Genomic DNA, 19,043 nt, shown 5'->3' with positions numbered 1-19,043 from the left:
AGACGTTTGGCACTATGAACTGCTGTGAGCACCCCCGCGGATTCGTCCTCTGTAAGCCGGCCCGAAGCCCCGTGGTGGAACGAGGCGGTCTTCTATCAGATCTATCCGCGTTCTTTTGCCGATTCGGGCAGCGACGGTATCGGCGACCTCGGCGGAGTCGAGGAGAAACTCGGCTACCTCGAACTGCTCGGCATCGATGCAATCTGGTTGAGCCCGGTGATGAAGTCACCGATGGCAGACCACGGCTACGACGTCTCGGATCCTCGCGACATCGATCCCCTGTTCGGCGATCTGGCGACGATGGATTCGCTGATCACGTCAGCCCACGAACGCGGAATCAAGGTCACGATGGACCTGGTCCCGAACCACACGAGTGATCAGCACGAGTGGTTCAAGGCAGCCCTGGCGTCGGCGCCCGATTCGGCGGAGCGATCCCGTTACATCTTCCGAGACGGCAAAGGTGAGAACGGCAACGAACCGCCGAACAACTGGCCGAGCATCTTCGGCGGCCCGGCGTGGACCCGTGTCACCGAAGCCGACGGAACACCCGGCCAGTGGTACCTGCACATCTTCGCCAAGGAACAGCCCGACCTGAACTGGGACAACCCCGAGGTCTTCGACGACCTCGCCAAGACTCTGCGCTTCTGGCTCGAGCGCGGAATCGACGGATTCCGCATCGACGTGGCCCACGGAATGGCCAAGCCCGACGGTTTGCCGGACCACGACTGGGAGCTCAACGAGCTCATGCGCAATTCCGACGACGACCCGCGGTTCAACAACCCGGCAGTTCACGAAATCCACCGCGGCATCCGCAAGGTCATGGACGAGTTCCCGGAGGCGATGACCGTCGGCGAGATCTGGGTGAAGGACAACCAGAAGTTCGGCGAATACATCCGTCCAGACGAACTGCATCTCGGATTCAACTTCCGACTTGCAGAAACCGAATTCTCCGCCGAGTCCGTCCGGGAGGCCGTGGAGAACTCTCTTGCGGCCGTCGCCGAGGTCGGGGGTGTGCCCACGTGGACGCTGTCGAATCACGACGTCGAACGTGAAGTCACGCGCTACGGCGGGGGTGAGATCGGAACCCAACGCGCACGGGCGATGATCCTCGTCGAACTGGCGCTTCCGGGCGCGAGCTTCATCTACAACGGGGCCGAACTCGGCCTGCCGAACGTCGACCTGCCCGACGAGGCACTACAGGACCCGGTCTGGGAACGATCCGGACATGCCGAGCGAGGACGCGACGGCTGCCGAGTGCCCCTTCCGTGGGAAGGAAGCGAACCCCCGTTCGGATTCACCACCGGTGCGAGCACCTGGTTGCCGATGCCACGCGAGTGGTCGACACTTACGGTGGAGGCGCAGATCGAGGACGTCGACTCGATGCTCTCGCTTTATCGCGCCGCCCTCGAACTTCGTAGCGCCAGGCCGGAGTTCTCCGGCGCCGACATCGATTGGTACGGCAGTCCCCCCGGCTGCCTCGCTTTCCGTCGACGCGGTGGTCTGATCTGTGCTCTCAACACCACGGAGGTGCCGATCGCACTGCCGAGCGGGCAGCTGCTGTTGAGCAGCGCACCACTCGTCGACGGTCAACTACCCGTCAACGCTGCGGCGTGGCTGATCTGAGAGAACACCGCACCCGCCACCTGAACTCCTATCGTGCGACCATCAGCGGTATCGAACCACCGCGGTGACGGTAGATCGAACCGAACCGTGCATCGAGCCGCACCCAGGATTTGCTCGCCCGCACCCGAACCAGTTCCGAGGCGTCGATCTGCTCGAGGTCGATGTCGGCGGTCATCGCCTCGGACCCGGCGTGCGGAACGAATCCCATTGCGGTCAAGGCAAAAATAACCCGCATCGAGATCCCGACCGTGCCGGACGGACCACTGACCTCGAGCACGTCCTGATCGAGCAACGACGCCGGCGGACCGTGACTACTTCCATGCTCGAGCGCCAAGGCGTTGCCCCGCTGCGCCAGTTCGATCAGCACCCGGGCGGGTACGTCGTCCAGGTGCTCGAAGCCGTCCATCGGCGGCAACGCCCCACGCCACGCCGAATCCATGGCGAACCCCGGATCGATCAGCTCACTTGTCGCCTGCTCCACCGCCGAGAGCAACTGATCGCCGGCAGCCGAGGTGTCGTCAGGGTTGATGGTGCCCGCCACGGTTCGCGTAGCGAGAGCGTCGAAACCCGTTGACGCCCAAACGCTCAGGTGAGCATCTCCGCGTCGACGCATCCGGATGACCGTGGACTCGTCCAAACGCAAGGCATGACCGATGAAGCCGGCCAAGTTCTTTCGCTCGGCCTCCTCGGGCACGGTCAGTACACGTTCATGCACGTTGCCAGCTCTCCAAGTACTCGCGCTCGGGCCCGCTGAGGCGACGCAAACGTTGAGTGTCGATATCGAAGGCCGCGATCTGAGTCGACGCCACGATGGACGGCGGGACACTGAGATCCGCACCGCGGGGGCGAACCTCGTACGCGATGGTGAAGTCCACCGCGCGCACCTTTTCCACCCACATGAAGACGTCGAGCGGCGAATCGTCGTGCCGCAGTTGGCCGCGGTACCGCACATGGAGATCGGCAATCACGGCCCCGTCACGCAGGGTGACCGTCGGGCGCGAGTCTTCGAACAACCAAGGAATCCGCGCCTCTTCGAGCAACGTCACCATCCGTGCGTGGTTGATGTGCTGGAAGGCATCCATGTCGGACCACCGAACCACAACTTCGGCGTGGAATCCTTCGCTCAACGTCCTACCTCCGATCGGGTGCCCATGCTGCGCACCATGCTACGAACCTGACGCGCCGCCACCGAGAGCGTCGCGAGGTCAAGCGTCCCAGACTCGAAGATCTCGACGAGAGCTGCCCTCGCCCGACTCAGCCGCGAGGCGTTGGTCGATTCCCATTCGTCGATCTTCTCCTGCGGCGACTCCCCCGGCTCGCCGCCGGCCAGAACCTCCATCGTCAACTGCCGCAGCGAACTGTAGAGGTCGTCTCGCAACGCGAGCCTCGCGAGCGAGTGCCATCGATCGCCGCGCTCGAGTCCCGAGACCGCGCTCAGCAACCAGTCGATTCCCAGATGCGCGTCCAAGGCGTAGTACAGCTCCGCGACTTCGGCGATGTCGTGATCTGCGATGTCGGCGATATCCGCGATGTCGAGCAGGCAGTAGACATCCAGCAGTCGGAACACGTCCAGCGCCAACGCTTCCGGAGCCCCGCGATCGATCACCGATTGAGCCCGCACCAGCAGATCGTCGAGTTGATGGCCCGCAAGCAGCCCCGGGACCAGAGGTGCCGTAGCCCGATACGCCGCCGAGTAACGCGCAACCTCGGCGCCGACGGCGATCGGCTGGGGCCGATTGGCCAGGAACCACCGCGACGCGCGGTCGAGCAAGCGGCACGACTCCACGATCAGCTCGTTTTCGATCTCTGCACTGACGCCCGCCGAGCGGATTCGCGACCACACCTCGTCGAGCGCAAACACCTCTCGCACAGCGGCGTAGGCACGGATCGAGTCCGTACTGCTCGCTCCGGTCTCCTCGGCCAAGCGGTAGGCGTACGTGATTCCGCCGTTGTCGATCACTTCGTTCACGAGCATCGTCGCGACGATCTGCCGCCGCAACGGGTGTGCCTTGATCTCCGTTTCGAACCGATCGCGAACAGCGGTCGGGAAGTACTGCGGGATCTGCTGGGCGAAGAAATCGTTGTCCGGCAACTCGGTTGCGAGCAGATCGTCCTTGAGTGAAAGCTTCACGTGCGCCGTCAGCGTCGCCAATTCCGGCGACGTCAGACCCACACCGGCCTCGAGTCGACGCTCGATCTCCTTGTCGGTCGGCAACGCCTCGAGTTTGCGGTCAAGGCCACGTGCCTTGGTCAGATCCGTCAACTGACGGCGGTGAACACCGAGCATCTGAGAAGCGGTCACGCGGGAGATTCCGAGCAGCGCGTTCTGAGCAATGTTGTCCGCCAACACCAGCGCCGCCACGTCGTCGGTCATCGACGCCAGCAACGGATTCCGTTCCTGCGTGGGCAGTAACTGCGAACGCACGAGCGAATCGAGAAGAATCTTGATGTTCACTTCGTGATCGGAGCAGTCGACGCCGGCCGAGTTGTCGATGGCGTCGGTGTTGATGTGACCGCCGCTGGCGCTGAACTCGATTCTTCCCAGAGCAGTGACGCCGAGGTTGCCGCCCTCCCCGATCACCTTGACCCGCAGATCTTGACCGTCGACACGCACGGCGTCGTTGCTCTTGTCGCCAACCTGCGCATTGGTCTCGGTCGACGCTTTGACGTATGTACCGATTCCGCCGTTCCACAGCAGATCCACCGGTGCCGACAGAATCGCCTGCATCAATTCCGGCGGCGAGAGCTTCGTGACCCCCTCGGCCAGACCCAGTGCGATCCGGACGCTTTCGGCGATCGGAACCGACTTGACCGTGCGGTCCCAGACGCCGCCACCTTCACTGATCAGGCTCTTGTCGTAGTCGGCCCATGACGACCGTGGCAACTCGAAAAGTCGTTGACGTTCGACGAACGAGCTCGCTGCATCCGGGTTCGGATCGAGGAAGATGTGTCGATGGTCGAACGCGCCCACCAGACGGATGTGCCGACTGAGGAGCATTCCGTTGCCGAACACGTCTCCGCTCATGTCGCCGACGCCTACCGTCGTGAAATCCTGCGTCTGCGTGTCGACCCCGAGTTCGCGGAAGTGCCGCTTGACGCTTTCCCAGGCGCCGCGAGCGGTGATACCCATGCCCTTGTGGTCGTATCCCACGGAGCCACCGGAGGCAAACGCGTCGCCGAGCCAGAAGTCGTACTTGGCGGCAACCGAATTGGCGAGATCCGAGAACGTCGCCGTGCCCTTGTCCGCGGCGACCACCAGGTAGCGATCCTGATCGTCCTTGCGCACCACTCGATCCGGCGTCACAACTTCGCCGGTAGCCGCGTGCACGTTGTCGGTGATGTCGAGCAATCCGGAGATGAACGTGGTGTAGCAGGCCTTGCCGGTTTCCAGCGTCGCCATTCGATCAACGGCCGGATCACCCGTCGGCAGAGGCGGATTCTTCACGACGAAGCCGCCCTTGGCGCCGACCGGCACGATCACCGCGTTCTTGACGGCCTGAGCCTTCACCAAGCCGAGCACCTCGGTGCGGAAATCCTCGCGCCGGTCGGACCAGCGGAGCCCGCCGCGCGCGACTGCGCCGAATCGCAGGTGGACGCCTTCGACCTCGGGTGAGTACACGTAGATCTCGAAAGCCGGCCGCGGCTTGGGCAACTCGCTGATCCGTGAGGGATCGAGCTTGACCGACAGGTAGTCGCGAGAGCGGCCATCGGCGTCGACGACGTAGAAATTGGTACGCAAGGTCGCCTTCACCAAGGAGAACATTCCACGCAGAATGCGATCGGCATCCAAGCTGAGTACCTCGTCGATGGACGCACGCAACTGCTCGTCCAATTCGGCGACGCGAATGTCGTCCTGCTTCTCGGGGTCGAACATCGCCTCGAACAACTGCACCAATGCAAACGCGGTCTGCGGGTGTGTAAGCGCGATTCCTTCGATGTGGAACTGACTGTATGGAAATGTGGCCTGGCGCAGATACTTTGCGTAAGCACGCAGCACCACGGCTTGCCGCCAGGACATTCCGGCCCGCAGCACCAACTCGTTGAATCGGTCAGCTTCGGCCCGGCCGAACCAGACTGCACCGAATGCAGCCGTGAATCGCTTCTGGACCTCGGTCAGCGGGGCGGTACTGGTCTCGAGCGGCACCTGCGCATCGAGGTCGATCTCGACCGACGCCCGAAGATCCGCCGGTACCGACAATCCGAAATCGTAGATCCAGCACTGAACGCCGTCGAGTCGCTGCACGACGTGCGGCCGCTCGTCGAGAACTTCGACGCCGAGTGACTGCAGCACCGGTAGCACCTGGCTCAACGAGATACCGTCGCCGCCGACGAAGAGCGTGAAGCGCCAGGCACCGGGCGCGGAGTCCACAGCACGATAGAGCAGTACGTCGATCGCGCCTGGCGCCAACGCCTCGAGTCGGGCGATGTCGGCCAACGCGCGTGACGGTTCGAAGTCCTCCTTGTATCCATCGGGAAGCACCCGCGAATACCGCTGCACCAGTTCCGGATCCACACCCGGACTTTCACGAACAAGGTCGTTGATGCGGTCGTCCCAGCTACGACTGACTTCGGTCAACAGAGCCTGAACTCGCTCGCGGTTGGCCTCGGAGACATCCAGATGAACCGGCTCACTGTCCGGATCGCGCCGGATCGTCACGTGCAACAGCGCAAGATCGTTCTCGGTAACCCGGGCGGTGTAATCGACTGTGCCTGGTCCGAATTCGCGCCACAGCAGGTTTTGCATCGCCAGTCGCACCCGCGTCGTGTACCGGTCGCGGGGTAGGTACACCAAGCAGGACACGAAGCGTCCGAACGTGTCCTCGCGGACAAAGAGTCGCACCTGTCGACGCAGCCCGATGCTGTGCACGGCGTGGACGGTCTCGAACAAGGTCTCGGCGTCGCTCGAGAACAACTCGGTGCGTGGGAACGACTGGATGACCTCGAGCATCGCCTGACCGGAGTACGAATGCAGGTCGACACCGGCACGCGCGATGACTTCGCGAACGCGGCGCTCGATCAGAGGAATCGCGAGGACGTTCTCGTGGAGTGCGACCACGGTGAACACACCCAGGAATCTGTGCTCCCCCACGATGTTTCCCTCGTCGTCGAGGATCGAGACACCCACGAAGTACGGGTAGACAGCGCGGTGCACCGTGGCGGGGAACGATCCCTGCGTCAGGACCAGAAGCGGTCGATCCGGGAGATCTGCGACGGGAGGCAAACTCATCGGGCCTTCGGTGACCGCGTCGGAGCGCAGCACGCCGAGCCCGCTGCCGGCGACCGTGCGTGAACCGTCCTTCGTACCCTCGAATCGCCGGTATCCGAGCACGGCATAGTTTCCGTCCGCCATCCACCGCAGCAGCCGAGCGGTATCGGAGAATTCTTCGGGGGTGATCCTCCCGGAGGCAGTTTCTGCAGCACTCTCCAACTCGTCGGCAACGCGCAGTTGCAATGCCTTCATGTCCGGGGTGTCACCAACCACCTGGCGGACGTCCGCGAGCACCTTGCCGAGGTGTGCTTCGATCGCGTCGAGAGCGGAATCCTCGACTTCGGAGTCCAACTGGACGTGCATCCAGGATTCTTGGATACCGCTGTCGCCCAAGGACATCAGATTGCCCGAGTCATCGCGTTCAACCGTCAGGATCGGATGGGCGAATTGACTGATTCCCACACCTTGTCGGTTGAGCATCGCGGTAACGGACTCGACGAGCAACGACATGTCGTCGGTGACGATCTGGACGGCAGCGCCGAGACCCTCGGATCCTGACGGGCGGTACACACGCCATACGGCCGTGCCCGGGGTCCGCTGCCTCCCGAGCGCAAGATGCGCGAGCAGGACTCGATCCGATCGACCGTTGATGACGTCGTCGCTGTCACCCTCGTCGATATGCGTGAAAAAGGCCTCGCGAAGACGCGTCAACAACGTCGCTTCGTCGAGGCCTGTGCCCTGCTGCCGTACACGGTCTGTCATTCCTGGCTCACATCCTTGTGGGTTCTGATCGCCGCGACCAATCTCTGACTCGAGACTAGCCGCGGCAACCAGTACCTAGGGTGAACTGAGAAACGAAATCTACGATGTCGTCATCTGAACAAGCGATGCTTCGAGCACCGCGCGTTCGCTGTCCGCCAGCGGTCTGGACTTTTCGGACACCGTGTCGAATCCGACCATCAACGCGTCGCCGAAAGCGCATTCGACACCCGCGTTGTCACGGATGACGTGCCGAACCGTGAACGAGGAAGTCCCGACGTGAGTCGTGAAGATCTCCACATTCAAGGGACCGGACCGATCGGTGACCGGCTTGAGGAACTCGACGGTCATCTTTCGAACCACGAGGTATCCCGGCCGGCCGCCGAGCGGCGCCAGTTTCGCTTCCAGGAACTGGATGCGCGCTTCCTGCATGTACTCGACGTAACGCGTGTTGTTGACGTGACCCAACCGGTCGGAATCGCCCCACCGGACCTGGATCTGCGCTGTGTATACGTCGGACACCGGATCAGTCCCTGGTGAGCTTGCGGTGAGTCACGCGGTGCGGGCGTGCGGCGTCGGGGCCGAGTCGCTCGACCTTGTTCGCCTCGTAGCCCTCGAAGTTGCCCTCGTACCAGTACCAAGCTGCCTCGTTGTCGCCGAAGCCACCTTCCCACGCGAGGATGTGGGTACAAGTCCGGTCCAGGAACCAGCGATCGTGCGAGATCACGACGGCGCAGCCGGGGAACTCTTCGAGAGCGTTCTCCAGCGAGCCGAGGGTTTCGACGTCGAGGTCGTTGGTGGGCTCATCGAGCAGGATCAGGTTGCCGCCCTGCTTGAGCGTCATCGCCAGGTTCAGGCGGTTGCGCTCACCACCGGAGAGGACGCCGGCCGGCTTCTGCTGATCGTGGCCCTTGAAACCGAACGAGCTGATGTACGCGCGCGAGGGGAACTCGGTCTGGCCGACGACGATGAAATCGAGCCCGTCCGACACGGTCTCCCAGACCGTCTTCTTGGGGTCGATTCCGGAACGGTTCTGGTCGACGTAGCTCAGCTTGACCGTCTGACCGATCTTGACCTCACCGGCGTCAGGCTCCTCGAGACCGACGATGGTCTTGAACAGCGTCGTCTTACCGACGCCGTTGGGGCCGATGACGCCGACAATTCCGTTGCGCGGCAACGTGAACGAGAGATCCTTGATCAGAACGCGACCGTCGAAGCCCTTGTCGAGGTTCGAGACCTCCACGACCACGTCACCCAGGCGCGGCGGTGCCGGGATCTGGATCTCGTCGAAGTCGAGCTTGCGCGTCTTCTCGGCTTCGTTCGCCATTTCCTCGTAGCGATCGAGACGAGCCTTGTTCTTGGCCTGGCGGGCCTTGGCGCCGGAACGAACCCATGCGAGCTCGTCCTTGAGGCGCTTCTGCAGCTTCTGATCCTTCTTGCCGGCAACTTCGAGGCGTGCAGCCTTCTGCTCCAGGTAGGTGGAGTAGTTGCCCTCGTACGGGTACAGGCGTCCGCGGTCGACTTCACAGATCCACTGCGCGACGTGATCGAGGAAGTAGCGATCGTGAGTCACGGCGAGGATTGCGCCGGGGTAAGCAGCGAGATGCTGCTCGAGCCACAGGACAGATTCGGCGTCGAGGTGGTTGGTGGGCTCATCGAGGAGCAGGAGGTCGGGCTTGCTCAGCAGCAGCTTGCAGAGCGCAACGCGTCGCTTCTCACCACCGGAGAGGTGGGTGACCATCTCTTCCGGCGGGGGGCAGCGCAGGGCGTCCATAGCCTGCTCGAGCTGCGAGTCGATCTCCCACGCATCTGCGTGATCGAGCTTCTCCTGCAGCTCGCCCATCTCTTCCATGAGCTCGTCGGAGTAATCCGTAGCCATCAGCTCGGCGATCTCGTTGTACCGCTTGAGCTGGACCATCGTCTCTCCGAGACCGTCCTCGACGTTCTCGCGAACAGTCTTGGTCTCGTCGAGCTCCGGCTCCTGCATGAGGATGCCGACGGTCGCGCCCGGAGCCAGGAATGCCTCGCCGTTGCCCGGCTGGTCCAGTCCGGCCATGATCTTGAGGATGCTGGATTTACCAGCGCCGTTCGGTCCGACGACACCGATCTTCGCGCCGGGGTAAAAGCTCATCGTGACGTCATCGAGGATGACCTTGTCACCGTGCGCCTTGCGCACCTTCTTCATCGTGTAAATGAACTCGGCCACGCCGTGGGTCTCCTAGCTGGGAATTCTTGAGTACGACCTCGGGAATCTCTCTCAGATCCCCCACAGGCCATTCGGGCTTCTATCCCTCGATGTTATCCGACAAACCAAATCGGCCCCGGTTGGTGCGCTAACACCAGCTCCGGAGCCTCGGAACGAAGGAATCCAACTTCCCGTGAACCGTACCAAGATTGTATCGACACCCACCGACAAACTCTTTACCAGCAGAAACGTGCGTGAAGCCACCGCCGTCATGCTGATCCTCTTCGCCAGCTACGCCGTCGTCTACGCCGCACTGAAGGTCCTAGTCCTCTTGGGCTGGCACGCCTGATCCAAGTGGCGAAGCCAGTGATGCTCGGACCGATCCGGCACCCGTAGATCACCACTCCCCCGTTCGGAACTCAGATCGACCTCCTGCGCCCGAGAGATATTTCGGGTGGGCCAGCTAGCCCCTGGTGCCGTCTCCCGTTGCTGGGAATAAGCATCATCTCGATCACAAGATGACACCAGGTCCAAGGCAGGCCCGAGCTGGAACGGCGTGGCAGCCGTAGCGCATCTGTGAACACACCGGCCCTGACGCCCTGCGACTAATACCCGCCAGGCGTGGACACATCAACCAACCGACCGCAGTGACCGACGCGGCACGGCGAGTGTCCCCGTTCCAATCGCGAACGGGGAACGCTCTGCCCTTCCCTCCCGCTACTCCCTCTGCGGTCACCAAAGCTAAGCCCTCACAAGCCTTCTCAGCGCCTAATGGCGCTCCCGCAGACACGGAGCTAGAGACATGAGCAACATCGAACTGACCCACTGGCTTGGCAGAGTTTCGGCCACAGCAGTGTGCAATGAATTCGCAATCGCAGTAAGCACCGTCGTCGACACAATGCTCGGCCCACGCCACCAACTTGTCATCAACCAAGCAGACCAACAGGTGATCGTGGATGCCAAACAGTCACCATGGCTTCTGCGCCTTCTTCTGGATGGCGTTCGCGCTGTCGAGACCTTGGATCCGACTGTTGAATCGCGGTCGTGGCGGGTTGAGTCACAGCGAGCGCGTGATGTTGAGGAGGCCAGGGCATACCGGTTCCTCGCGTCGGTGGAACAAGATCAGCGTTCGTGCGAGGTGCGCGAACTGGTCGCGTCGTGGATCGAACGAAGCGGTGCTGACGTGGACGCCTTCCGCGAATGGTGGGCGGATTCGGGCGTCGCCCTCTGAAATTTCAGAGGCTCGGATGTAAGTCCAAAGCCATTCGAACGATGAAGCGCCCCACCTGTCGCATAGTCAGGTGGGGCGTTCGCCGTACAGAAGGCCGTTCGACCTGATTGCTCTCAACTGTGCGGACGCAATGGCAGCCAACGCAAACGGAACAGGCTTAAAGTCTACGGCTGAGCGATCGTGACGACTGCACGCGCGGCATCCGGGTCGAATGAAGCATCCTAAACCAAGCTGAATCACACGAGTGGCATTTTGTTACCTGGCGTTCACCAGATGTGCGGCTCGTTCCGTGGCGTGAGTCGCCAAAGCCGAATACTGTCAAAGATTGAGAAGTGCCCCGACCTCTCCACAAGGCCGGGGCGATCCTTCTCAAAACTCACCATCCGCCCACAACAGCAAGATAGGAAGAGCTTTGACAACTCCGAATCTACCGGGGCCCGGGGCCCCTGACAACGAAAATAGTGTAAACACGACGCTAACAGTTCCGCACATCCTGGCGTTTTTACTGGTCACAGCAGTAGCGGTCGGAGCAGGCCTTGCGATAGCGCATTCCCCTGATCCCACTGCCGGCGCAACAGTAGTAGCTCTGGTGCTGAACTTCTGGTCGCAGATCCACTCGTCACGCACACGGTCCGATCCGAGACCGTAGACCAGACCGTGCCCCACCTGGCCATCCTCAGGTGGGGCACACCCCTAACAGCCCTCCGCAGCCCCCTGCCGCTGTCCGCCCTGATCGATTGTGCTTCGACTCCGCACGACCTGATCAGACTCATACGGGCGACAATCGGAAAGTTCGATGTCGAGCCACTCGTCATCCGCCATCAATCCTCGCGAATCCACGCCTGACGCAACGACAAAACGAAATCATCGAGACTGCCCAAGCCAGTCGAAGAGAACAACGGCACCCGCACATCAGGGAATTTCAGCACCCAATCGGAGGCACCCACCGACATGCGGCGGCGCCTGTCCTCATGCGAAGTCTTCTGGCTAACAATCTCGAACGCACGAATGTCGAGAACCGGGCGGACCCATCCGGCAACCGCGGCATCCAAGACATCATCACTGTTATCGCTACCGTTCCACGCGTGATGCGCCGCCGTCGCCTCCACGAAGACCAGGTCTGATCCAGCAAGCCAGAACACCTTCCACGTCGTCTCGTTTGCCGTCGACGAACGGGCAATCAATGACGCGTTCGGTGACTCGCCGGGGGTAAGGCTTTGAAGTGCAACTGCGACAGCCGTGGGTACGAGCGTCCCGCTGTCGCTTAGGTGTTCGCGGTGCGTTTCGTAGATGTCCTGTGAGAATCTCATTCGTAGGTGGTACCACATTCAACACGTTTCGGACCGATTGGCGGGGCACGTGCACACAACCTGCTATCAATACGTCACTACGGACTCCACCCTGACACCTAGGCAACCTCGACATAGGAGGAACACCATGACGGCTCAATGGATCACACCGCTCGAAGCCGCAAAGATCGCACGCTGCAACAGAACTCACATCTACGCAGCGCTGACAGCAGGTGAACTCAAGGGGTTCCAACGCAAACGACGTAACGCAGTCAAGGGCCCGTGGCTAATTGATCCTGCAGATCTGGATCGGTGGATTCGCGGCGAATGATTCACATTAAATGCTGAAACGTAGGCTCAAGCAGGTCCCAACTTGACACGTGAAAGACCAAGAACGGCAGCATTGTTGGGCCGAAATGTCTCAGACATGGGACAGGTTTGATCGAACCGCAATCTTTCGTTATCGTGCACGGCAATGACGAAGCATTCACCGAATGTCCCTCTGCAAAGCCCCTGGATGACGAGCACCGAGGCAGCTGAATACGCCCGATGTGACCGCAGCACAATCACGCTCGCCGCCAACTCGGGACAACTCGTAGGACATCAACGCAAAGCCCATTCCAGGTGGCTTTTCCTGCAATCGGACATTGACCGATGGATCAACAAGCGCGACAAAATAGACCAGCAACCTGTACCGGACCGTAGGAGGTGGCTCACCACATCCGAAGCGGCCGAATTGGCGCGATGTAGCCGAAATGCAGTCCTCTTCGCACTGCAAGACGGAGAGCTAAGCGGGTACCAGCACAAAGCCCCAAATGGTCACTGGCGCACGGAACTCGAAGATCTCACACAGTGGCGGACCGGCGGGTTTCCACTTGAGCGGATCATGACTCCCCAAGATGCTGCCGCACGACTCGGTTGCCATCAGGAGTTCATCTACCGAGCACTGTGGTCAAACGAACTGGCCAGTTACAAGTTTCGCGGAACTCAGTGGATCATCGACCGTGCCAAATTCGACGAGTGGCTGGCAGGCGACTCTTCCAGCCGACAACGACTCGATCACGGGAATATCGTTTGGGGATCCCACTAGCCAGCGAGGCTCTCATCGCGAGCACAGCCCTTCCCGTACCGGAAAGTCGGTTCCAATGATCAACCAGGGTCGGCGCATGCGATGATTTCCTGAACGCACAGATCCAGCCTCCCCGGATGTGGCACACGTCCCGAGGCCGAGCCCGACAGGTGAAGATTTCCGACATGACCAACGGGACCCAGTCGCCCCGATCCGGCCCGCCAACGGATCGACACTCCGAATGGTGAACAACGGCGGGTTTCCGTCATACAAGGCAACCAAGCTCAAGTCGATTCTCAAGAAGAAGCTCGGTTACCGTGCAGTACCCAAGAGCGGCTCCGGGAGTCATACTAAGTTGAGATCCGAGGGAAGACCTGACCTACTTTGGGCGTTCCACAACGGTGTGACCATTCCGCCTGGGCTGGTCCGAAATATCCTGGTCGTCCAGGTCGGGTTAAGCATCGAGGAAGCAAGGAAGGTGGTCGGCAATGGCTGACCTGCATGTCATCTATACGTCCTACGGCGACGAGTATGGGTGGTACCTGTCATCTCCTCAGATCCCGGAACTTGTCGGTGGACGCCACACCCTCCCGGAACTCGTGCACGACACGCCAGAAATACTGCGTTTCGCCGGCGTTCCCCACCACGACAATCTTTTCGTTCACTTGCAGCGACACTTTGTCGACCCGGACGGCGACGAATACTTGGTCCGTGTTCTTCAAGACGAAAATATCGCCCGAGAGAATGCCGTGAACCGGCTGGTTAGCGGAGTCCTTGCAGGGAACGATGACGACCTCAAAGCTCGCCAACCTGAACTCGTGACGACAGAAAGACTGTTGATCGCAGTCATTGACTCAGACAGACTCGGCTGGATTGAGGATCAACTTGGCGATGCCAGCGCCATGCTCGGCATCTACGGTGGGGATGATCTCCTCTACTCGATCCCGATGACGGCAGGCAAGGCGGAAGGCCAGGTCAGTTGGTCATTCGAGAAGCTGGGGTTGTCATCAAAGAGCTCCGTGGCAGACATGCTCGATGTTGTCCTCGGGAAAGAAGCCCAGTCACTGAACGACGGGACGCGAGGTATCGCAAGCATTCGTCATGTGAGCCCGACAGTTTTCACCTAACCGCGGGGACAGCCTGGGAGTGCGGAGCGATTTGCCGTTGTCGCCCTTTCTGCGTCCTGAACAGGAATGACCTGGCAGGCTCAGAGACCAAGAAAATGCGCTGCCGGCAGCAAGCAGGTGGCGCATTTTCGTAGCTATCCCGGGATCTGCACAAACCCGGTGTCGTTCAGCGTGTGGTTGTCACACAGCCATGCTTGAAACGAGAATGACGCGTTCGGCAGCTTGATACGCCCTTGGTCGAAGCTGAGATTCTCTCCCTCTACCTTCTTCTCGTGTGTTGCCGGAGTCTTGCATCCTGTTACTGCGCATTCCTTTGCTTCGCTCATGGGGCATACTCTGGCTGGCCAACTCCCAAAATGGCAAGGGTTACATTTGCGGCTAGTTCCAGCGGTCTGTCTGTGGATCCGCCCCCAAGCATTCAGGCGTCCGGACCGTCTCGCCGCACCGCCGGCAATAGTGGGTCCGATGCCCACCGTTGTGCGCCGTCTTGCAGCCGCATACTTCCCACCCGACGAGGCATGTGTTCGCCACCAACAGGTGCCCATTCGGGCAGCGTTGCGGGGATCGTTCAGTGGCCGGCACCCTCCAATATTCGCACACCTGTTCGATGACTGGTAGCGTCAAATCTGCGGGGTCGAGAGGGTAAGGGAAGACCAACTCGGCCCCGCACAGATGAGGTCTGCAACAGTTCGTAACAGCCACACAACGAATGTGATCGGTCGCACGTAACTATATCTTTCTACGTAGAATTCTATGTACTATCTGAGCATGCAGATCGACTCGAAAGACATCGTCAGTGCCACGGAAGTGAACCGAAACATCTCTAGGTTCATCACGGAGGCCAGCGATGGACGCACGTTCGTGGTCATGAAGGACAACAAAGCCGCCGCTTGCATCGTTGGGCCCGAAGCAATGGAACGCCTCCAGTGCGTAGAGGAACGCGAACGGGACCTCAAGCTACTCGCCCTCACCCTTGTGCGAGTGGGCACCGACTCCGGTGAGCGCCACAGCCTAGATGACGTCATCGCCGAACTCGGAATCGACGAGGACTGAGCGCGGGCGATGGCTCAGGTACAACTGACGTCTGAGGCCAAGGAAGATCTTCGTGACCTAGAAGGGTCCGAACGCAAGATCGTTGTCAATGGTCTCCGCAAACTCGAAGTCGAACCCGAGAAGCGTGGGGATCCGCTCGGCAGTCGGAACAGTGGAAACCTCAGCGGGTTTCGCAAGCTGGTAGTCGGCAAGAAACAGATCCGCATCATATTTCAGGTGGAATCGGACGGCACTGTTGTAGTCGTGTGGGTGATCGGCGAACGGTCCGATAGCAGGTGCTATCAACTCGCGCTATCCAGGCTTGCCACCCATTCAAACCGCGAGATGGCTGAGGAAGTTACAGCATTGATCACGGACATGTTCGAACCTGAGGTTTGAACGACAAAAAGCCCCCAACCTCGAAAGGTTGGGGGCTTTTCTGTTCGGCTCACGTCTTGCGGGACCTGACCCACTCGTCCACCGTTTCCTTCGTCCAACCTTGATTGCGGCCGATCATTGCGTCAGGCGGAGGGAAGGACTTTTACTGCTTGGCTGTGGCGAGTGTGACGCCAAGGTATTCGGCGATTTCGCCGCGTGACATGAAGCGGATCACGGTCTCTCCTAGAATCCGCCCGAAGATAGCGGGCGGGTTCCCCTACTACAGTTTCCCACACACGGAAGGATCAAACGATGACGAACCAAGACAAGACCAGCCTGACGATCTTCGCGCTCATCGCAGCCACCCTCGCGGTCACACACCAGCCGTGGCAGTACTGGGCGGTCGCCGGCGTTTCAGCTGCTGGAGTTGCCGCGGTGTCGTGGCGGACGCAACACGCTTAAGCCCCGTCCGTGCACGGCCAAACAAAACGCCGACACAAGCCCGCCCGATACAGCACCCACCAACACAAACTCCGAAATGCAGTCCGATGGCACGCGAGAAAAACTACCAACCGTCCAGTTCGTCTGGTTTGATTGAGCGATCAACTCAGCAAGCAAAGGGCAAAACAGTGAACTCGAAGATCACAAGCGCAGTTGGTGCGCTTGCAATCGCCATTGGCACAGCTATGACTGTGGGAAGTGGCACGGCAGCCGCGGATACCGTCATCAACGGGTGCACCATCGTGGACTCTCCAACGAAAACGCGATACACGAACTGCCCGGGCGCAGACTTCACAGGCGCAAACTTGTCGCAAGTCAACTTGATGTACGCGAACGTCCCAGACGCCAAATTTGCTGGCGCGAATTTCGGAGTTGGGCGAGGACTGCACGCGTACGGCGCGAACCTTAGCGGCGCAAATTTCGCCGACACCGACATGTCGAACTCGGCGCTCAATAGCGCAAACCTAAATGGCGCGGTATTCAAGAACACGAAACTGACCTCAGCGTCGATGACGTACGGCACCATCAACGACGCAGATTTCGACGGAGCCGACCTCACGCGAGCTACCGTCAGAGGATCAAAGCTAGACCGCTCGTCCATGGCAGGTGTCACGCTGACCGACGCCGACCTCACCGGCACCAACCTCCACGAAGTGGACTTGCGTGACGCAAATCTCGGCTTCGCGAATCTCGAAAATGCCGTCCTCACAAGCACAAAGATCTCGGGAGCCAATTTCGCCGATGCTCGAATCACCAAGACTTACTTCAACGGCACCGAAATCACGCCGCACGACATCGTAGTTCCAGCTGACCGCCCCAGCAGCGGAGCGCAGATAGCCGGCGCAAACGTGTCATGGACCATGCCGGCCAGCGTCGCTGGATTGACAGTTAGCAACTGCGACCCCGCGTCTGGATCATTCTTTGGAGAACTCGGCACAATCGTCTCGTGCCAGGTGCGCAACCAGACGACGGGAGTCCAGACCGTTGGATCGGCGACGTTCACGGTCATCGTTACCCGGTATGAGGACAACGGGGGCTCAGGATCGCTTGGCGCATCGCCATTCGGAAGCTAGTCGGCAACAGCGTCTTTGGTGGACGTGACACGCTTGAGTTGCTGTCACCATGCCAGTAGGAGTCAGTGCCGATCGGCTCGGCCGCGGAAGGCAAAGTAATATTGCGCCTGCGCGCTGCACCCCCCGCTGCGCGCACCGGCCCGCTCGACGAGTCCCCCCGATTTAGTTCGAGCGGGCCACCTATGGACTGTGCGTCTTTTCGTTAGTCGGATTCGAGCGCCACACGGCCCGCCCGGTTGCTACTGACGAGTGAGCGGGTGGGCTACCGAGAACTGCGTGTCGAGGCTGGGGAGCGGTACGGCACGCGCGCCCACCGAGCTGCGGTTACGCTCAGCATCGGAGGGCACCTTGTTCGTATGGCGGGAGGAACGGGGTCCTGATTTGATATAGGCATGAGCGCCCACCCTTCACGGACGATCACCCTCCTCTCAGTCGTCATCCCCACCTTCAATGCCGTGGATCTCATCGGTGAACAACTTGCAGCCCTCGACGCCCAGAAATACAACGGCGCGTTCGAGGTCATTGTCAGCGATAACGGCTCGACAGATGGCCTACGCGGCTACATCGAAAGCCACCCTCTCCGTGAAGCGCTCCGATTGCGATGGGTCGACTCGTCCTCGGTGCGCGGCGTCTCCCATGCACGCAACGTCGGGGTCGAACATGCGGCAGGCGAATTCGTCGCCTTCTGCGATGCTGACGACCGCGTCCATCCAGAGTGGCTGCAACACATGGCGACCGCCGCTCAAACCGCCGATGTCGTCGGCGGCGGGCTGGAGACGGCATCGATCAACACTCCCCTGGTCAACAGCTGGAGAGAGTTCATCCCCGGTGCAACTCCGCACTCTTACGGCTCATTCCTTCCCTACGCATTCGGGGCAAACTTCGGGGCATGGAAAACCCAGTACCAATCGATCGGCGGATGCGACGAATCCATGACCGCAGCTGGCGACGACGTCGACTTCTCTTGGCGAGCACAGATAGCGGGAATGACTTTTGCACACGAACCCAAAGCTGTCGTGGCGTATCGACTCAGATCAGAAATCGCCAGTACATGGCAGCAGATGCGTAGGTACGGCACCGCTGCCGCGATGCTGCACAAGAAGTACAAGGGACATGGGTTCAAGAAGCCTTCCGGCCGTTCGCTCCTGACCGAGATCGCGGCGCTGGCACTTCTGAATCCAGCTCTGCCGCAATCCGTCACAAAAATGCCACGAGGCAAATGGGTGACACATGCAGGCTACTTCGCAGGAAAAGTGCAAGGCAGCATCCGCGAGAGGACTTTGTTCATCTAAGTGGCTAGCGAGCCCTCGAAGATCTCCGCATCACTGCTTCAGCACTTTTCCTGCGAAGTCTGGGCAACTCGGCGCAGCGATCCATCGAACGTTCATTATCAGTTCGTTTCATCTGAATTGATTTAGATACCTGACACATAGCAATCTCCCAGCACAGGTGTAGTAATCTTTCCAGCCGTGGCGACAATCTGTGATTGTTGGGACATTGCGAGTGGAGGATCTTTGAAGAAGTTGGCGATATATTCGGTCTCGTTATTTGCTGGAGCTCTCTTGCT

The 19,043-nt window shown here is 60.5% G+C and carries 17 protein-coding genes; 9 read left to right on the top strand and 8 right to left on the bottom strand.

Features of this window, described 5'->3' with window-relative positions:
- Window positions 1–24 precede the first annotated feature (24 nt).
- A complete protein-coding gene (locus P3G66_RS12855; RefSeq protein ID WP_050654620.1) occupies window positions 25–1,623 on the top strand; it encodes a glycoside hydrolase family 13 protein in 1,599 nt (532 codons plus the stop codon).
- Between the two features lie 28 nt (window positions 1,624–1,651).
- Here P3G66_RS12855 and P3G66_RS12850 read toward each other — a convergent pair whose 3' ends face one another.
- The 5 genes from P3G66_RS12850 to ettA all read right to left on the bottom strand — a co-directional run bounded on the left by P3G66_RS12850 (window position 1,652) and on the right by ettA (window position 9,797).
- The gene (locus P3G66_RS12850; protein WP_007730934.1) at window positions 1,652–2,338 is read right to left on the bottom strand and encodes a hypothetical protein; all 687 of its coding nucleotides are present in this window, start codon (window positions 2,336–2,338) and stop codon (window positions 1,652–1,654) included.
- Window positions 2,331–2,750 carry a thioesterase family protein gene (locus P3G66_RS12845; RefSeq protein WP_003944573.1) on the bottom strand — a complete coding sequence of 140 codons (420 nt, stop codon included), beginning with the start codon at window positions 2,748–2,750 and terminating at the stop codon, window positions 2,331–2,333. The genes P3G66_RS12850 and P3G66_RS12845 overlap by 8 nt, the downstream gene beginning before the upstream one ends.
- Window positions 2,747–7,594: an NAD-glutamate dehydrogenase gene (locus P3G66_RS12840; RefSeq protein ID WP_042450238.1), complete on the bottom strand. Its 4,848-nt coding sequence runs from the start codon at window positions 7,592–7,594 to the stop codon at window positions 2,747–2,749. The genes P3G66_RS12845 and P3G66_RS12840 overlap by 4 nt, the downstream gene beginning before the upstream one ends.
- Before the next feature lie 99 nt (window positions 7,595–7,693).
- A complete protein-coding gene (locus P3G66_RS12835; RefSeq protein ID WP_003944475.1) occupies window positions 7,694–8,113 on the bottom strand; it encodes an acyl-CoA thioesterase in 420 nt (139 codons plus the stop codon).
- Between the two features lie 4 nt (window positions 8,114–8,117).
- Window positions 8,118–9,797 carry an energy-dependent translational throttle protein EttA gene (gene ettA / locus P3G66_RS12830; protein WP_007730925.1) on the bottom strand — a complete coding sequence of 560 codons (1,680 nt, stop codon included), beginning with the start codon at window positions 9,795–9,797 and terminating at the stop codon, window positions 8,118–8,120.
- A 781-nt stretch (window positions 9,798–10,578) separates the two neighbouring features.
- On the opposite strand from ettA, the gene P3G66_RS12825 reads away from it, so the two are divergent.
- The gene (locus tag P3G66_RS12825; RefSeq protein WP_211921246.1) at window positions 10,579–11,007 is read left to right on the top strand and encodes a hypothetical protein; all 429 of its coding nucleotides are present in this window, start codon (window positions 10,579–10,581) and stop codon (window positions 11,005–11,007) included.
- 821 nt (window positions 11,008–11,828) lie between these two features.
- Here P3G66_RS12825 and P3G66_RS12820 read toward each other — a convergent pair.
- Complete coding sequence (locus tag P3G66_RS12820; protein WP_276116690.1) at window positions 11,829–12,191, bottom strand: hypothetical protein; 363 nt, start codon at window positions 12,189–12,191, stop codon at window positions 11,829–11,831.
- A 253-nt stretch (window positions 12,192–12,444) separates the two neighbouring features.
- Here P3G66_RS12820 and P3G66_RS12815 point away from each other — a divergent pair, with 253 nt between their 5' ends.
- From P3G66_RS12815 to P3G66_RS12805, 3 genes are all read left to right on the top strand, one after another.
- Window positions 12,445–12,627 (top strand): helix-turn-helix domain-containing protein, encoded by a 183-nt coding sequence (locus P3G66_RS12815; protein ID WP_276116689.1) that lies wholly within the window; start codon window positions 12,445–12,447, stop codon window positions 12,625–12,627.
- A gap of 555 nt (window positions 12,628–13,182) precedes the next feature.
- Entirely contained in the window at window positions 13,183–13,386 is a 204-nt protein-coding gene (locus P3G66_RS12810) for a helix-turn-helix domain-containing protein (RefSeq protein ID WP_276116688.1), read from the top strand.
- A gap of 467 nt (window positions 13,387–13,853) precedes the next feature.
- The gene (locus P3G66_RS12805) at window positions 13,854–14,492 is read left to right on the top strand and encodes a hypothetical protein (protein WP_276116687.1); all 639 of its coding nucleotides are present in this window, start codon (window positions 13,854–13,856) and stop codon (window positions 14,490–14,492) included.
- Between the two features lie 134 nt (window positions 14,493–14,626).
- Here the strand turns inward: P3G66_RS12805 and P3G66_RS12800 are convergent, their stop codons facing one another.
- A complete protein-coding gene (locus tag P3G66_RS12800) occupies window positions 14,627–14,818 on the bottom strand; it encodes a hypothetical protein (RefSeq protein ID WP_276116686.1) in 192 nt (63 codons plus the stop codon).
- 442 nt (window positions 14,819–15,260) lie between these two features.
- Here P3G66_RS12800 and P3G66_RS12795 point away from each other — a divergent pair, with 442 nt between their 5' ends.
- Window positions 15,261–15,545, top strand: a complete 285-nt coding sequence (locus P3G66_RS12795) for a type II toxin-antitoxin system Phd/YefM family antitoxin (protein WP_276116685.1) — start codon at window positions 15,261–15,263, stop codon at window positions 15,543–15,545.
- A gap of 520 nt (window positions 15,546–16,065) precedes the next feature.
- Here P3G66_RS12795 and P3G66_RS12790 read toward each other — a convergent pair.
- Window positions 16,066–16,125, bottom strand: a complete 60-nt coding sequence (locus P3G66_RS12790) for a hypothetical protein (RefSeq protein ID WP_276116769.1) — start codon at window positions 16,123–16,125, stop codon at window positions 16,066–16,068.
- An 89-nt stretch (window positions 16,126–16,214) separates the two neighbouring features.
- Between P3G66_RS12790 and P3G66_RS12785 the strand changes: the two genes are divergently transcribed.
- The 3 genes from P3G66_RS12785 to P3G66_RS12775 all read left to right on the top strand — a co-directional run bounded on the left by P3G66_RS12785 (window position 16,215) and on the right by P3G66_RS12775 (window position 18,768).
- Window positions 16,215–16,364, top strand: a complete 150-nt coding sequence (locus P3G66_RS12785) for a hypothetical protein (RefSeq protein ID WP_276116684.1) — start codon at window positions 16,215–16,217, stop codon at window positions 16,362–16,364.
- Between the two features lie 86 nt (window positions 16,365–16,450).
- Window positions 16,451–17,476, top strand: coding sequence for a pentapeptide repeat-containing protein (locus P3G66_RS12780; RefSeq protein WP_276116683.1), 1,026 nt, complete (start codon window positions 16,451–16,453; stop codon window positions 17,474–17,476).
- A 392-nt stretch (window positions 17,477–17,868) separates the two neighbouring features.
- The gene (locus P3G66_RS12775) at window positions 17,869–18,768 is read left to right on the top strand and encodes a glycosyltransferase (RefSeq protein WP_276116682.1); all 900 of its coding nucleotides are present in this window, start codon (window positions 17,869–17,871) and stop codon (window positions 18,766–18,768) included.
- The last annotated feature ends 275 nt before the right edge of the window (window positions 18,769–19,043 follow it).

This window comes from Rhodococcus sp. C3V (assembly GCF_029269915.1).
Taxonomy (GTDB): domain Bacteria; phylum Actinomycetota; class Actinomycetes; order Mycobacteriales; family Mycobacteriaceae; genus Rhodococcus_F; species Rhodococcus_F qingshengii.
Note: the sequence above shows the minus strand (reverse complement) of the source record. Positions and strands in the feature narration are given on the sequence as shown.